Annotated in this window: 15 protein-coding genes; 14 read left to right on the top strand and 1 reads right to left on the bottom strand. The window is 67.0% G+C overall.

All coding sequences use genetic code 11. The annotated features are described in order from the left end of the window. The first annotated feature begins 43 nt into the window (after positions 1-43). From ACK4SG_RS06775 to ACK4SG_RS06710, 14 genes are all read left to right on the top strand, one after another. Positions 44-886 (top strand): DMT family transporter, encoded by an 843-nt coding sequence (locus ACK4SG_RS06775; RefSeq protein ID WP_409601345.1) that lies wholly within the window; start codon positions 44-46, stop codon positions 884-886. A 167-nt stretch (positions 887-1,053) separates the two neighbouring features. Then, positions 1,054-2,433: a dihydrolipoyllysine-residue acetyltransferase gene (gene aceF / locus ACK4SG_RS06770; RefSeq protein WP_409600970.1), complete on the top strand. Its 1,380-nt coding sequence runs from the start codon at positions 1,054-1,056 to the stop codon at positions 2,431-2,433. Positions 2,434-2,436: 3 nt separating this feature from the next. After that, complete coding sequence (locus ACK4SG_RS06765; RefSeq protein ID WP_409600969.1) at positions 2,437-3,582, top strand: mechanosensitive ion channel family protein; 1,146 nt, start codon at positions 2,437-2,439, stop codon at positions 3,580-3,582. Between the two features lie 18 nt (positions 3,583-3,600). Further along, on the top strand, positions 3,601-5,382 hold the full coding sequence (lpdA, locus tag ACK4SG_RS06760) for a dihydrolipoyl dehydrogenase (protein WP_409600968.1): 1,782 nt from the start codon (positions 3,601-3,603) through the stop codon (positions 5,380-5,382). 630 nt (positions 5,383-6,012) lie between these two features. Then, positions 6,013-6,408, top strand: a complete 396-nt coding sequence (locus ACK4SG_RS06755; RefSeq protein ID WP_409600967.1) for a hypothetical protein — start codon at positions 6,013-6,015, stop codon at positions 6,406-6,408. Between the two features lie 11 nt (positions 6,409-6,419). Continuing rightward, positions 6,420-7,259, top strand: a complete 840-nt coding sequence (gene atpB / locus ACK4SG_RS06750; RefSeq protein WP_409601344.1) for a F0F1 ATP synthase subunit A — start codon at positions 6,420-6,422, stop codon at positions 7,257-7,259. A gap of 82 nt (positions 7,260-7,341) precedes the next feature. After that, positions 7,342-7,620 carry a F0F1 ATP synthase subunit C gene (gene atpE / locus ACK4SG_RS06745; RefSeq protein WP_028838711.1) on the top strand — a complete coding sequence of 93 codons (279 nt, stop codon included), beginning with the start codon at positions 7,342-7,344 and terminating at the stop codon, positions 7,618-7,620. Between the two features lie 134 nt (positions 7,621-7,754). Further along, complete coding sequence (locus ACK4SG_RS06740) at positions 7,755-8,225, top strand: F0F1 ATP synthase subunit B (RefSeq protein WP_409600966.1); 471 nt, start codon at positions 7,755-7,757, stop codon at positions 8,223-8,225. 10 nt (positions 8,226-8,235) lie between these two features. After that, complete coding sequence (locus ACK4SG_RS06735) at positions 8,236-8,763, top strand: F0F1 ATP synthase subunit delta (protein ID WP_409600965.1); 528 nt, start codon at positions 8,236-8,238, stop codon at positions 8,761-8,763. 46 nt (positions 8,764-8,809) lie between these two features. After that, positions 8,810-10,360, top strand: coding sequence for a F0F1 ATP synthase subunit alpha (gene atpA / locus ACK4SG_RS06730; protein WP_409600964.1), 1,551 nt, complete (start codon positions 8,810-8,812; stop codon positions 10,358-10,360). 62 nt (positions 10,361-10,422) lie between these two features. Beyond that, positions 10,423-11,286 carry a F0F1 ATP synthase subunit gamma gene (atpG, locus tag ACK4SG_RS06725; protein WP_409600963.1) on the top strand — a complete coding sequence of 288 codons (864 nt, stop codon included), beginning with the start codon at positions 10,423-10,425 and terminating at the stop codon, positions 11,284-11,286. A 60-nt stretch (positions 11,287-11,346) separates the two neighbouring features. Further along, complete coding sequence (gene atpD / locus ACK4SG_RS06720) at positions 11,347-12,753, top strand: F0F1 ATP synthase subunit beta (protein ID WP_409600962.1); 1,407 nt, start codon at positions 11,347-11,349, stop codon at positions 12,751-12,753. 88 nt (positions 12,754-12,841) lie between these two features. Beyond that, positions 12,842-13,267 carry a F0F1 ATP synthase subunit epsilon gene (locus tag ACK4SG_RS06715; RefSeq protein ID WP_409600961.1) on the top strand — a complete coding sequence of 142 codons (426 nt, stop codon included), beginning with the start codon at positions 12,842-12,844 and terminating at the stop codon, positions 13,265-13,267. Positions 13,268-13,432: 165 nt separating this feature from the next. Beyond that, the gene (locus ACK4SG_RS06710; RefSeq protein WP_409600960.1) at positions 13,433-14,014 is read left to right on the top strand and encodes a DUF4136 domain-containing protein; all 582 of its coding nucleotides are present in this window, start codon (positions 13,433-13,435) and stop codon (positions 14,012-14,014) included. 54 nt (positions 14,015-14,068) lie between these two features. On the opposite strand, the gene ppa is transcribed toward ACK4SG_RS06710, so the two are convergent. Then, positions 14,069-14,617: an inorganic diphosphatase gene (gene ppa, locus ACK4SG_RS06705; RefSeq protein WP_409600959.1), complete on the bottom strand. Its 549-nt coding sequence runs from the start codon at positions 14,615-14,617 to the stop codon at positions 14,069-14,071. Positions 14,618-14,717 lie beyond the last annotated feature (100 nt).

Genomic DNA, 14,717 nt, shown 5'->3' with positions numbered 1-14,717 from the left:
ACCGCTTGCCCGCCCTGTCCATCCGCACCGCGCGCTTTGGCTGATGCTGTCTTCGGTGGCGCTGTTTTCGCTGATGGACGCGGGGCTGAAGGCGCTGTCCGCGCACTACCCGCCGTTCCAGGTGGCGGCTTTGCGCGGGCTTTCGTCGCTGCCGCTGGTACTGGCGTGGGCGCTGTGGAGCGCGGGACCCAGGGCCTTGCTACGGGTGCGCTGGCCGCTGCATCTGCTGCGCGGCGGGCTGGGCATCGCAATGATGGCCAGCTTCGTGTACGCGCTGAAGCGCCTGCCGCTCTCGACGGCCTATTCCATCTTCTTCGTCGCGCCGTTGCTGATCACCGCGCTGTCGGTGCCGTTGCTGGGTGAGCGCGTGGGGCCCCGGCGCTGGACGGCGATCGCGATCGGCCTGCTGGGCGTGCTGGTGGTGCTGCGGCCCACCGGGCAGGGCATGCTGACCCTGGCCGGGCTGGCGGTGCTGGTGGCGGCGATGGGCTATGCGGTGTCGGCGATCACCGTGCGGGTGCTGGCCCGGACCGACAGCACGCAGGCCATCACCTTCTGGCTGCTGGCGTTGATGGCCTTGGGCGCCGGCGCGCTGGCGCTGCCGGGCTGGGTAGCGCTGCGCGGCGAGCATCTCGCTATCGTCGCGGCTATCGGCGTGGCTGGTGCGCTGGGCCAGTACGCCATCACCGAGGCGTTCCGGCAGGGTGAGGCTTCGCTGATCGCCCCGCTGGAATACACCGCGCTGGTCTGGGGCGTGGGCCTGGACCTCGCTGTGTGGGGCGTCCTGCCGGACGGCATCACCTGGCTGGGGGCCGGCATCATCGTGGCCAGCGGGCTGTACCTGCTCCGCCGCGAGCGGGTGCACGTGGAGGCCGAACACCCCTGATTGCACCGGGTACAACACAGATCCGGCCGTGTTTCAGGCGTGTGATGGCGTGTTTCCTCAAGCGATTTTTATTTATCCGGATAAAATTATCGGATTGTTGCGCCGTGCATTGTGGCGCGCTCCGGGATGTGTTCCCATGGTGCTTTCCCTGAACGCGGAGTCCGGCCATGGCCGAGCTGAAGGAAGCGCGCGTCCCCGACATCGGGGGGCATCACGACGTTCCAGTGATCGAACTGCTGGTGAAACCCGGCGACGCGGTGGCCAAGGACCAGGGCCTGGTCACGTTGGAGTCGGACAAGGCGACCATGGAAGTGCCGTCGCCGTTTGCCGGTGTGGTCAAGGAAGTCAAAGTCAAACTGGGCGACACCGTGTCCGAAGGCGGCCTGGTCGCCATCATCGAGGTGGCCGAGGCCGCCTCTGCTGCCGCCGCGCCGCCGGCGCCCGCCCAAGCCGCGCCTGCCCAAGCCGCGCCTGCCCCGGAGCCACCGAGACCGGCGCCCGCGCCGCCGGCGCTGGTGGAAAGCGGCGCACCGGTTCCCGCCCTTGCGCCCGTGGCCGAGCCCGGCCAGCCCGGCATCCCGCCGATGCGCTTCGATGCCGATGCGGTGCTGCCCGACAAAGTGCCTTACGCCAGCCCGGCCGTGCGCCTGTTTGCGCGCGAGCTGGGCGTGGATCTCGGCCAGGTGGCCGGCACCGGGCGCGGCGGACGCATCTCCAAGGAAGACGTGCAGGCGTACGTCAAGGCTGCGCTGGCCGGCGGCGGCGCCACGTCGGCGGCGGCCGCGGGCGGTGGCAGCGGGTTGAACCTCATCCCGTGGCCGAAGGTGGATTTCGCCAAATTCGGCGCCATCGAGACCAGGCCGCTGTCGCGCATCCAGAAGATCTCCGGCGCGAACCTGGCCCGCAACTGGGCGATGATCCCGCATGTCACCCAGCACGACGAGGCGGACATCACCGAGCTGGAGGCGCTGCGCGTTGCGCTAAACAACGAGAACGCCAAGGCGATCGCGGCGGGCAAGAGCGGCAAGGTCACGATGCTGGCCTTCCTGATCAAGGCCTGCGTGGCGGCGCTGCAGAAGTTCCCGACCTTCAACGCGTCGCTGGAGGGCGACAACCTCGTCCTCAAGAAATATTTCCACATCGGTTTCGCCGCCGACACGCCCAACGGGCTGGTGGTGCCGGTGCTGCGCGATGCCGACCAGAAGGGCGTGATGGAGATCGCTCGCGAGATGGGCGAGCTGGCCGCGCTGGCGCGCGAGGGCAAGCTCAAGCCCGAGCAGATGCAGGGCGGCTGCTTCACCATCAGCTCGCTGGGCGGAATCGGTGGCACCGCCTTCACCCCGATCATCAATGCGCCGGAAGTGGCGATCCTGGGCGTCTCCAAGTCGGAGACCAAGCCGGTCTGGGACGGCAAGCAGTTCCAGCCGCGCCTGATGCTGCCGCTGTCGCTGAGCTACGACCATCGCGTGATCGATGGCGCCGCCGCGGCGCGCTTCACCAGCTATCTGGGGCAACTGCTGGCCGACCTGCGTCGGGCCATGCTCTGAGCGATGCGCCCGGAGACCGGCCAGGAACTGCGTGAGGCGGGTGGTCACATCCGCGATGTCGCCGAGCGTTCGGTGGGTCGCGGGTTGGGCGACTTGCAGCCCGTGCTCGACTTCCGGCTGCTGCACCTCTCGGGGGTGACCGTCACCGTCGGCGGTGTGATCCTGGCGCTGCTGGTGGTGGTGACGACCTGGGCGACCATCCGGTTGTCCCGTCGGGCACTGGCGCGTTATGCGTCGCGCCATCCCGATGTCAACCAGGCGGCGCTGTACACCGTCAGCCGGGTGGTGACCTACCTGCTGATCCTCGTGGGCCTGCTGTTGACCTTGGATGCGGCGGGCATTCCGGTTGGCAAGTTCAGCGTGTTTGCCGGTGCGTTGGGCGTGGGCCTGGGGTTCGGCCTGCAGGCGATCTTCAACAACTTCATCTCCGGACTGATCCTGCTGTTCGACCGATCGCTCAAGGTCGGTGATTTCGTCGAGCTGGAGGGAGGGCTTCGCGGCACCGTCCAGGCCATCAATATCCGCTTTACCCGCATCACCACCAATGACAACATCGATATTCTGGTTCCCAATGCGGAGTTCGTGACCAAGCGGCTGGTCAATTGGACCTACGGTTCGGTCACCCGGCGCATCCGGGTGCCGTTCGGGGTGGCCTACGGCACCGACAAGGAGCTGGTGAAGAAAGCGGCGCTGGAGGCTGCCGCCCGGGTGCCGTTCACGCTGGCCAATGAGGGGGAGCGGCGCCCGCAGGTGTGGTTGGTCGGGTTTGGCGATAGCGCGTTGAACTATGAGCTGGTGGTCTGGTTGAATGCCGACGCGGCGCGCCGCAACACCGCGGTGGCGGCGGCCTATCTCTGGGAACTGGAGACTGCGCTGGCTGCGCACGGAATCGAGATCCCGTTCCCCCAGCGCGACCTGCATATCAGGAGCCTGTTCGGCTTGCGGGGCAGCGAGGGACTGGCCGGCTTGCACGGCAAGACCGTTGCCCCCGGGAGCGGCGAGCAGGCAGAACAGCTGAGTGCGTACGAGCGCGAGCGTCTGGCGCGCAATGATGCGAGTGAGGATGCCGAGCGCGAGATCCGCGAGGACGCGGCGCGTGCGGCCACCACCGGGCAGGCGATGAGCAGGTCACCCGGGACGGGCGACTGACCAGGGAGCAAGCAGAAAATGCAGATTGAATCGAAAGTGCCCGACATCGGCGGTCACGCCAACGTGCCGGTGATCGAAGTGCTGGTGGCGGTGGGCGATACGGTGAAAAAGGACCAGGGACTGGTCACGCTGGAATCCGACAAGGCCACGATGGAAGTCCCGGCGGCCGCCGACGGCGTCATCAAGGCGCTGAAGGTGAAGCTGGGCGACACGGTGTCGGAAGGCAGTGTGATCGCGCTCATCGAGAGCGCGGCGGGCGACACCGCGGTGGCGCCGATGGCGCCCGCCCCGGCCAAGGCCGAAGGGCCGAAGCCCGTCGCTGCCCCGTCCGGGAAGGTGGAGACGACGCCCGCCACGCAGGCCGCCACATCGTCCGGCCGCAAGGCCGACATCGAGTGCGCGATGGTGGTGATCGGTGCTGGCCCAGGCGGTTATACCGCCGCCTTCCGCAGTGCCGACCTCGGCCTCGATACGGTGCTGGTCGAACGCTACCCCGCGCTCGGGGGCGTCTGCCTCAACGTCGGCTGCATTCCGTCCAAGGCGTTGCTGCATGCCGCCGAAGTGATCGACCAGGCTGCGCACGCCAGTGAGTTTGGCGTCCAGTTCGGCCCGCCGACGATCAACCTCGACGCGCTGCGTGACTACAAGAACAAGGTCGTCGGCCAGCTCACCAAGGGCCTGGCGGGTATGGCCAAGCAGCGCAAGGTGCGCGTCGTGCAGGGCGTGGCGAAGTTTGTCTCGCCCCACGAGCTTGAGATCAGCGCGGCGGATGGCAGCACCCAACTGTTGCGGTTTGCCCAGTGCATCATCGCCGCGGGCAGCCAGCCGGTGAAGTTGCCGGCGTTTCCGTGGGGCGATCCGCGCGTCATGGATTCCACCGATGCGCTTGCGCTCGCCGAGGTGCCGAAGACGCTGCTGGTGGTGGGTGGCGGCATCATCGGGCTGGAGATGGCCACGGTCTATCGCGCACTGGGCGCGCAGGTCACCGTGGTCGAGTTCATGCCGCAGCTGATGCCGGGCGCGGACGCCGATCTGGTCAAGCCATTGGCCGATCGTCTATCGAGACAGGGCGTGGCGATCCACCTCAAGACCAAGGTGGTCGAGGCAAAAGCGCAGAAAAACGGGATTGCCTGTACGTTCGAGGGTGAGTCCATCCCCGACACCAAGCTGTTCGACCGCGTGCTGGTGGCGGTGGGGCGCAGTGCCAACGGTGCGAAGCTGGATGCCGACAAGGCCGGCGTGCGTGTCGGCGAGCGCGGGTTGATCCCGGTGGATGCGCAGATGCGCACCAATGTGCCGCATATCTTTGCCATCGGCGATCTGGTCGGTCAGCCGATGCTGGCGCACAAGGCCACCCACGAGGGCAAGCTGGCGGCCGAAGTCGCGGCGGGTCACAAGAAATCCTGGGTGGCGCGGGTGATCCCGTCGGTGGCCTACACCGATCCGGAAATCGCCTGGGTGGGTGTCACCGAGACCGAAGCCAAGGCCAAGGGGCTCAAGGTCGGTGTGGGCAAGTTCCCGTGGGCGGCCTCGGGCCGCGCCATCGGCCTGGCGCGCACGGAAGGCTTCACCAAGCTGGTGTTCGATGAGGTCACCCATCGCGTGATCGGCGGCGGCATCGTCGGCGTGCATGCCGGTGAGTTGATTGCCGAAATCGCGCTGGCCATCGAGATGGGCTGCGAGGTGGAGGACATCGCCCACACCATCCACCCGCATCCGACGTTGAGCGAATCGGTAGGCATGGCGGCCGAGGTCTACGACGGCAGCATCACCGATCTGTACATCCCGAAGAAGAAGTAGGGCGGCGCCTTCGCCCCGCGACAGCCCTAGTGGCGCGGGGCGAAGGGTTCGCGCCGTTCTGCTTCAAGCCACAAGGGCTTGCCGGCGCGTCATATCCCTGTGGGCACGGCGCGCGTCGTCCGCTTCCATACCTGCACGGGAAGATGGTGCGCCGCGGTCTTGCAGGCAGCCATGGCCAGCGTCGGCGCGGCGCCCACCTGCCGGCTGCCACTCATCCGTCAGCCGACCGAGAATGCCTGCGTGACAGGCAGGCCGGCCAGACGCAGGTCTTGTGCACGGGGATAGCCGCGGCGATGAGGCGATCTTGCGTGTTGCGGCGTGCTGCCGCGGGTCCACCCCTTTCGTGCAATGCCGGCCTTTGATGTGAGCCATGGGCGGCTGTCTGCGGCAAAAGAAGCCCCGGCCGGGGACGGGCCGGGGCTCCGGGCATCCGCATGGGGATCGACGAGGAAATGCGGACGCATGCCTGAGACTGTCCCCCGCCCGGGGAGTTCCCTCGATCGCGCCCCGGCCAATGGCGGTTGCCGCTGAAATCTGGCCACTGCTATACTCTCGCGGCTTCGCAGGGCGGCTTCCATCCCGTCTTGCACACCTACGCCGTCATTCAGCCGACATCGCCGGGGTATCCGCGTGCTCAATTCCGCCGCCGCTGGCTGGCGGCTGGCGCTGCGGGTGGTGGCCAGCCAGGCCGCTGCCACGCTGGCGACAGCTGCGGTCTGCTATGCCAGCGGCCCGCGCGCCGCTCTGGCTGCGCTGGCGGGCGGTAGCGCGATGACGCTGGGCAGCCTGCTGGCGGCCTGGGGCGCCTTCGGCGGCGGCGTGGCGGGGGCTGGCGTGGCGCTGGGGCGTCTCCTGCTGGGCACCGCGGTCAAGTGGTTGGTTGTCATCGTCGGGCTGTATCTGTCGATGGCGGTATGGAAATTGCCGGCAGTGCCGGTGCTGGCAGGGGCGGCAATGGCCGCCGCGGCCTGGGTGGTTTCGATGAGATTCGTGGCGCAGCGCACTACGACGAGGACGAACGCGTGATCCTGGAAGCAATGGGCCTGGCCCCGGAGGGGGGCGAAACCGGTGGCGGGTTGACCGGTTACATCGTCCACCACCTGACCCACAACACCAAGCAGTTCGCGTTCGGCACCGTCCATATGGACTCCTGGATCGTCGCGCTGGTACTTGGGCTGCTGGCCAGCTTCTGGCTGTGGTGGTATGCCCGCAAGGCGACTTCCGGCGTCCCGTCCAAGGGCCAGGCGTTCGTCGAGCTGATCGTCGAGTTCGTCGATTCCGAGGTCAAGAACACGTTCCACGGCGACCGTCGCTTCATCGCGCCGCTGGCGCTGACCATCTTTGTCTGGGTGGTCTTCATGAACGCGATGGACCTGCTGCCGCTGGACATCCCCAGTGCCGCCGTGCAGGCCGTCGCCGGCGAAGAGGCCGCGCACCACACCTATTTCCGCTGGGTGCCGACCGCCGACGTGAACACCACGTTCGCGATGTCCTTCACCGTGCTGCTGCTGATCATCTTCTATTCGATCAAGGCCAAGGGCGGCTGGGGCTTCACCAAGGAGCTGTTCACTGCACCGTTCCACGCGGAAGGCACCGTGGCCAAGATCGTGCTGGCGCTGCCGAACCTGTTTCTGAATCTGGTCGAGTACCTGTCCAAGCCGGTCAGCCTGGGCATGCGGTTGTTCGGCAACATGTACGCCGGCGAGCTGGTGTTCATGCTGATCGCCGGCCTGTTCGTGTCCTGGTTCACCTTCCTGCCGGGTATTGTGTTCCAGTCGATGTGGGCGATCTTCCACATCCTGATCATCCTGCTGCAGGCCTACATCTTCATGGTGTTGACCGTCGTCTACCTGGCGATGGCCCACGAGCACCATTGATCCATCGCTGCACCCCGCTTCCGCTTCACCTTCCGTCGTTCCACCTTCAATTCACCGCAAGCACCGCAACTGGAGATCCACCATGGAATTCATCGCCCAAGTCCAGGCCTACACCGCCATCGCCATCGGCATCATCGTCGGCCTGGGTGCCCTCGCCGCCGCCCTCGGCATCGGCATCATGGGTAGCAAGTTCCTCGAGTCCGCCGCCCGCCAGCCGGAGCTGGTCCCGATGCTGCAGGGCCGCATGTTCCTGCTGGCCGGCCTGATCGACGCGGCGTTCCTGATCGGCGTCGGCGTGGCGATGATGTTCGCGTTCGCCAACCCGCTGCTGGCCGCCGTGCAGGCTGCCGCCGGCGCCTGATCGCGTCGCGTGGATGAAGGTGCGCGCGGCCCTTGCGCAGCGCGTACCGGCAACATCGCGCCGCGGCATGTCGCCGCGGCGCCGCCTTGAAAAAGCCCCGCAGCGCCGGGTCTTTTGAAACGTCAGGTCACGACATGAATCCGAATATCACCCTGCTGGGCCAGATGATCAGCTTCGCGATCCTCATCTGGTTCTCCGTCAAGTTCATCTGGCCGCCGCTGATCCAGGCGATCGAGGAGCGTCAGCAGAAGATCGCCGAAGGCCTGGCGGCCGCTGACAATGCGCAGAAGAACCTGGCGCAGGCCGACGCCAAGGTCGCCGAGGAGCTGAAGGCCGCGCGCGCCAAGGCCAACGAGATCATCGAGCAGGCCCACCAGCGTGCCAATGCCCTGATCGATGCGGCCAAGGCCGACGCGATCGCCGAGGCGCAGCGCCAGAAGGCGCTTGCCGAGGCCGAGATCGAGGCGGCCGCCAACCGCGCCAAGGAAGAACTGCGCAAGCAGGTGTCCGCGCTGGCCGTGTCGGGCGCCGAAAAGCTGCTGAAGCGCGAGATCAACGCCAACGACCAGAAGGCGCTGATCGACGAGCTGGCCGCGCAGCTCTGAGGCCCGGACGATGAGCCAGGCCCTGACCCTTGCACGCCCCTACGCCCGCGCCGCCTTTGCAGTGGCGCGCGAGGCCGGTGACCTTCCTGCCTGGTCTGCCGCGCTGGGCTTCGCTGCCCGCATTGCGGCCGATCCGCAGGTGGCGGCACTGCTGGACAACCCGAAGCTGACCCGCGCCGATGTGATCGCCCTGCTGGCGCCGGATGGCGCGCAGGACGCGTTCCGCAATCTGCTTGGCCTGCTGTTCGACAACCGCCGCCTGGCCCTGCTGCCGGAGATCGCCGGGCTGTTCGACGAGCTGCGCTTCGAGGCCGAGCGCGTGGTGCGCGCGAAGGTCACGTCCGCCGTGGCCCTGGCCGACGGTGAGCTCGAGACGATCAAGGCCGCGCTGCGCAAGCGCTTCGGCCGCGAGGTCGAGGTCGAGACGGCGATCGACGCCAGCCTGATCGGCGGCGCGCTGATCGACGCGGGCGACGTCGTGATCGACGGCTCGATCAAGGGCAAGCTGGAGCGCCTGCAGTCGGCGCTGACGAACTAATCCATTTGCATACGCAGGCGGCGACGCCGGCACCAAGGAAACCAAGATGGCCACCACCACGCTCAACCCGTCCGAAATCAGCGAACTGATCAAGACCCGCATCGAGAAGGTCGCGCTTGCTGCCGAGGCGCGCAACGAAGGTACCGTCACTTCGGTGTCGGACGGCATCGTGCGCATCCACGGCCTGGCCGACGTGATGCAGGGCGAAATGATCGAACTGCCGGGCAACACCACCGCGCTGGCGCTGAACCTGGAGCGCGACTCGGTGGGCGCGGTGGTGCTGGGTGACTACGAGCACCTGCGCGAAGGCGACGTGGCCAAGACCACCGGCCAGATCCTGTCCGTGCCGACCGGTCCGGAGCTGCTGGGCCGCGTGGTGAACGCGCTGGGCGAGCCGATCGACGGCAAAGGCCCGATCGACGCCAAGACCAACTCGCCGGTGGAGACGATTGCGCCCGGCGTGATCTGGCGCAAGTCGGTCGACCAGCCGGTGCAGACCGGCTACAAGTCGGTGGACAGCATGATCCCGATTGGCCGCGGCCAGCGCGAGCTGATCATCGGCGACCGCCAGACCGGCAAGACCGCGCTGGCGATCGACGCGATCATCAACCAGAAGCACTCCGGCGTCCGCTGCATCTACGTGGCGATCGGCCAGAAGAACTCGACCATCGCCAACATCGTGCGCAAGCTCGAGGAGTTCGGCGCGATGGCCTACACCACCGTCGTCGCCGCCTCGGCCTCCGAGTCCGCCGCGATGCAGTACATCGCCGCCTACTCCGGCTGCGCGATGGGCGAATACTTCCGCGACCGCGGCGAAGACGCGCTGATCGTGTACGACGACCTGTCCAAGCAGGCTGTGGCTTACCGCCAGATCTCGCTGCTGCTGCGCCGCCCGCCGGGCCGCGAAGCCTACCCGGGTGACGTCTTCTACCTGCACAGCCGCCTGCTGGAGCGCGCCGCGCGCGTGTCCGAAGCCTACGTCGAGAAGTTCACCAACGGCGAAGTGAAGGGCAAGACCGGTTCGCTGACCGCGCTGCCGATCATCGAGACCCAGGCCGGTGACGTGTCCGCGTTCGTGCCGACCAACGTGATCTCGATCACCGACGGCCAGATCTTCCTGGAAACCGACCTGTTCAACGCCGGCATCCGCCCGGCCGTGAACGCCGGCATCTCGGTGTCGCGCGTGGGTGGTGCGGCGCAGACCAAGATCATGAAGAAGCTGTCGGGCGGCATCCGCATCGCGCTGGCGCAGTACCGCGAGCTGGCGGCGTTCGCGCAGTTCGCGTCCGACCTGGACGACGCCACCCGCAAGCAGCTGGAGCGCGGCCAGCGCGTCACCGAGCTGATGAAGCAGAAGCAGTACGCCCCGATGTCGGTCGCGCAGCAGGCGCTGTCCATCTACGCGGTCGACAAGGGCTATCTGGACGACGTGCCGGTCAACAAGGTGCTGGCGTTCGAAGAGGGCCTGCAGGCGCACTTCGCCAACACCGCCGGCGAGCTGATGGCCAGCATCGACGCCAGCGGCAACTGGAACGACGAGATCGAGGCCGCCTTCAAGAAGGGCATCGAGGACTTCAAGGCGACCGGCAGCTGGTAAGCGACGGAAGCATCCGCGCGGGCCGTTGACCCGCGCTGTCGATCCACATTGACGAGACGAGCATGGCAGGCGGACGCGAAATCAAGACGAAGATCAAGAGCGTGCAGAACACCCGCAAGGTGACGCGCGCGCTCGAAATGGTCTCGGCCTCCAAGATCCGCAAGGCGCAGGACCGGATGAAGGCGTCCCGTCCCTACGCGCGGGCGATGAAGCAGCTGATCGGCCACCTGGCGCAGGCCAATACGGATTTCCGCCATCCGTACCTGGTGCAGCGGGCCGACGTGAAGCGCGTCGGCTACATCGTGGTGTCGTCGGACCGCGGCCTGGCCGGCGGCCTGAACAACAACATGTTCCGCAAGCTGCTGGTCGAGTTCCGCGCGCTGCAGGAGCGCGGTATCGAGGTGGACGTGGTGACCATCGGCCAGAAGGCGTCGGTGTTCTTCCGCCGCATCAAGGTGGGCATGCTGGCCTCGGTGACCCACCTCGGCGATGCGCCGCAGCTGGAGCAGCTGATCGGCGTGGTCAAGGTCATGCTGGACGCTTACACCGAGGGCCGGGTCGACAAGGTGTTCCTGTCGTACAACGACTTCGTGAACACCATGACCCAGCGGGCCACCTTCGACCAGCTGCTGCCGCTGCCGGCCGCCGAGACGCAGATGGCGAAGCACGAGTGGGACTACATCTACGAGCCCGACGCGGAGAGCGTGCTGGACCACGTGCTGACCCGCTACGTGGAGTCGCTGGTGTACCAGGCGGTGATGGAGAACGTGGCCTCCGAACACGCCGCCCGCATGGTGGCGATGAAGGCCGCCAGCGACAACGCCACCAAGCTGATCGGCACCCTGAACCTCGTCTACAACAAGGCGCGGCAGGCGGCGATCACCCAGGAAATTTCGGAAATCGTGGGCGGTGCGGCCGCGGTCTGACCGACCACCGCATCCCAGGCAATCCCGCAGCAGCATTCAAGAGTTCCCGAGGAAACAGGTATGAGCAACCAGGGCAAGGTCGTACAGATCATCGGCGCGGTCGTCGACGTCGAATTCCCGCGTGAAAGCGTGCCGAAGGTGTACGACGCGCTGAAGGTGCAGAACACCGCCATCACGCTGGAAGTGCAGCAGCAGCTGGGCGACGGCGTGGTCCGTACCATCGCCCTCGGGTCCACCGATGGCCTGAAGCGCGGCCTCGTGGCCGAGAACACCGGCCGCGCGATCTCGGTGCCGGTCGGCATCGGCACGCTGGGCCGCATCATGGACGTGCTGGGCAACCCGATTGACGAGGCCGGCCCGGTGGCCGCCGAGACCACCTGGGAAATCCATCGTGCCGCCCCGTCCTACGAGGACCAGGCATCCACCACCGAGCTGCTGGAAACCGGCATCAAGGTGATCGACCTGATGTGCCCGTTCGCCAAGGGCGGCAAGGTCGGCCTGTTCGGCGGCGCCGGCGTGGGCAAGACCGTCAACATGATGGAGCTGATCAACAACATCGCCACCGAGCACAGCGGTCTGTCCGTGTTCGCCGGCGTGGGTGAGCGCACCCGCGAGGGCAATGACTTCTACCACGAGATGCAGGAGTCGGGCGTCGTCAACGTGCAGGAGCACGCCAAGTCCAAGGTGGCGATGGTGTACGGTCAGATGAACGAGCCGCCGGGCAACCGCCTGCGCGTGGCGCTGACCGGCCTGACCATGGCCGAGTACTTCCGCGACGAAGGTCGCGACGTGCTGCTGTTCGTGGACAACATCTACCGCTATACCCTGGCCGGTACCGAAGTGTCGGCGCTGCTGGGCCGCATGCCGTCGGCGGTGGGTTACCAGCCGACGCTGGCCGAGGAAATGGGCGTCCTGCAGGAGCGCATCACCTCCACCAAGACCGGTTCGATCACCTCGATCCAGGCCGTGTACGTGCCCGCGGACGACCTGACCGACCCGTCGCCGGCGACCACCTTCGCCCACCTCGACGCCACCGTCGTGCTGAGCCGCAACATCGCCTCGCTGGGCATCTACCCGGCGGTCGATCCGCTGGACTCGACCAGCCGCCAGCTGGACCCGAACGTGATCGGCAACGAGCACTACGAGACCGCGCGCCGCGTGCAGGCCACCCTGCAGAAGTACAAGGAGCTGAAGGACATCATCGCGATCCTGGGCATGGACGAGCTGTCCGAAGAGGACAAGCTGGCCGTGGCCCGCGCGCGCAAGATCGAGCGTTTCTTCAGCCAGCCGTTCCACGTGGCCGAAGTCTTCACCGGCAGCCCGGGCAAATACGTGCCGCTGAAGGAGACCATCCGCGGTTTCAAGGGCATCTGCGACGGCGATTACGACCACCTGCCGGAGCAGGCGTTCTACATGGTCGGCACCATCGACGAGGCCATCGAGAAGGCCAAGAAGATCACCGGCTGAACCATCGCGCCTTGCATCGGGGCGGGCATGGGCCCGCCGACGCGGCACACCCCGGCGGGTCATGGCCCGCCTTACGGAATCGAAACACATGGCATCCACCATCCGTTGCGACATCGTCAGCGCCGAGGCCGAGATCTTCCACGGCGACGCCGAGCTGGTCGTCGCCACCGGCGAACTGGGCGAGCTGGGCATCGCGCCCCGGCATGCGCCGCTGATCACCCGCCTGAAGCCGGGCAAGGTCGTGGTCACCCTGCCGGGTGGCGAGAAGCTGGACTTCGCCATCTCCGGCGGCATCCTGGAGGTACAGCCGACGGTGGTGACCGTCCTGGCCGATACCGCGATCCGCGCCGACGAGATCGACGAGGCCGCCGTGCGTGCCGCCAAGGAAGAGGCGGAGCGCATCATTGCCCGCCGTGCCGAGGCGATGGAGATCGCCGAAGCGCAGGCCCGCTTGGCCGAGGTCACCGCGCAGTTGCAGGCGCTGGAGCGTCTGCGCAAGAACCTGCGCCACTGACCGGGCCGGGCCTCCTGTGGGCCCGCCCTGCTTGGCTCCGGAGCCCCGCCCCGTGCGGGGCTTCGTCGTTTCCGGCATCCCGGATGCAGCCGGCTCCGCGACGGTTCAGCCGCGGTATGCCAAGCGGTGCCATCATGGCAGCAGACCCCGATGCCGGAGACCACCATGCTGCGCCCCATCCGCCTTGCTGCCTGTGCACTGCTGGCTGCGGTGACTCTGGGCTTGTCCGCCTGTGCCACCACGCCGCTGGTGCGTACCGACTACGACCCCACCGCCGATTTCGTCCAGTACCGGACCTGGGGCTTCTACCAGCCGGTGGCGATGGAACAGGCCGGCTATTCCAGCTGGATCTCCGACCGTGTCCGCGAGGATATCCGGCGCGAGATGGAGGCGCGCGGTTACCGTTATGCCGCCGAGGGCGCCGACCTGCTGGTCAATTTCCAGGGCGTGATCGAAGACAAGACCGCGGTGTGGCAGATACCGCGCAGCGAGGTGGAGTGGTTCTACAGCTATCGCCACCGCAGCTACATCGCCGTGCCGATCTGGTACGACGAGACCCAAGTCAGCCACTACCGCCAGGGCACACTGACTGTGGACCTGGTGGATGGCAAGCGCAACCGCATGGTCTGGACCGGGTCTGCGAATGCCCCGCTGACGCCGGGCGGCAAGCCGGAGCAGCGCCTGGCCGGGATCGACCGTACCGTGGCCGCCATCTTTGCCAAGTTCCCCCATCGCGCCGGCAACTGAGGCCGGGACGGGATCGGGCGCCGCGCGACCTGAGCGTCGGCGGCGCCGCGGACATCAAAACTTCGGTTTGTCGTCGCTGCTTTCGTAGCGCTCGATCGCCTCGACGATGATTTTGCGGGCCTCGGCGGCGTCGCCCCAACCGTCCAGCTTCACCCACTTGCCTGCTTCGAGATCCTTGTAGTGCTCGAAGAAGTGGCCGATGCGCTGCAGCCAGTGCGGGCTGACCTTGCCGATATCGTCGATATGGGTATAGCCGGCGAACACCTTGTCCACCGGTACGGCCAGAATCTTCTCGTCGCCGCCGGCCTCGTCGGTCATCTTCAGCACGCCCACCGGCCGGCAGCGGATCACCGAGCCGGGCACCAGCGACAGCGGCAGGATCACCAGCACGTCGGCCGGGTCGCCGTCGCCACACACGGTGTGCGGCACATAGCCGTAGTTGCACGGATAGCGCATCGGGGTGGACAGGATGCGATCGACGAAGATCGCGCCCGTGGCTTTGTCGACCTCGTATTTGACCGGCTCGGCGTCTTTGGGGATTTCGATGATGACGTTGATTTCTTCCGGCGGGTTCTTGCCGGTGGGGACGAGGTCCAGGCCCATGGGGAATGCTCCGACGTGCGGGCCGCACCCGGACGGGCGCGGCGATGAGGGGGGAGAATCGTCATTTTAACCGCTGTGCCCCATGGGCGGCGTGCTGCCC

It is taken from the genome of Thermomonas sp. (assembly GCF_046293095.1).
Classification (GTDB): Bacteria; Pseudomonadota; Gammaproteobacteria; order Xanthomonadales; family Xanthomonadaceae; genus Thermomonas.
This window is presented reverse-complemented; position numbering and strand designations above follow the sequence as displayed.

Coding starts and splice junctions, on each gene's coding strand:
- lpdA (WP_409600968.1), top strand. CDS start 3,601: ATGCAGATTGAATCGAAAGTGCCCGACATCGGCGGTCACGCCAACGTG.
- atpD (WP_409600962.1), top strand. CDS start 11,347: ATGAGCAACCAGGGCAAGGTCGTACAGATCATCGGCGCGGTCGTCGAC.
- ppa (WP_409600959.1), bottom strand. CDS start 14,617: ATGGGCCTGGACCTCGTCCCCACCGGCAAGAACCCGCCGGAAGAAATC.
- ACK4SG_RS06715 (WP_409600961.1), top strand. CDS start 12,842: ATGGCATCCACCATCCGTTGCGACATCGTCAGCGCCGAGGCCGAGATC.
- atpB (WP_409601344.1), top strand. CDS start 6,420: ATGGGCCTGGCCCCGGAGGGGGGCGAAACCGGTGGCGGGTTGACCGGT.
- ACK4SG_RS06765 (WP_409600969.1), top strand. CDS start 2,437: ATGCGCCCGGAGACCGGCCAGGAACTGCGTGAGGCGGGTGGTCACATC.
- aceF (WP_409600970.1), top strand. CDS start 1,054: ATGGCCGAGCTGAAGGAAGCGCGCGTCCCCGACATCGGGGGGCATCAC.
- ACK4SG_RS06740 (WP_409600966.1), top strand. CDS start 7,755: ATGAATCCGAATATCACCCTGCTGGGCCAGATGATCAGCTTCGCGATC.
- ACK4SG_RS06735 (WP_409600965.1), top strand. CDS start 8,236: ATGAGCCAGGCCCTGACCCTTGCACGCCCCTACGCCCGCGCCGCCTTT.
- ACK4SG_RS06710 (WP_409600960.1), top strand. CDS start 13,433: ATGCTGCGCCCCATCCGCCTTGCTGCCTGTGCACTGCTGGCTGCGGTG.
- atpA (WP_409600964.1), top strand. CDS start 8,810: ATGGCCACCACCACGCTCAACCCGTCCGAAATCAGCGAACTGATCAAG.
- atpE (WP_028838711.1), top strand. CDS start 7,342: ATGGAATTCATCGCCCAAGTCCAGGCCTACACCGCCATCGCCATCGGC.
- atpG (WP_409600963.1), top strand. CDS start 10,423: ATGGCAGGCGGACGCGAAATCAAGACGAAGATCAAGAGCGTGCAGAAC.
- ACK4SG_RS06775 (WP_409601345.1), top strand. CDS start 44: ATGCTGTCTTCGGTGGCGCTGTTTTCGCTGATGGACGCGGGGCTGAAG.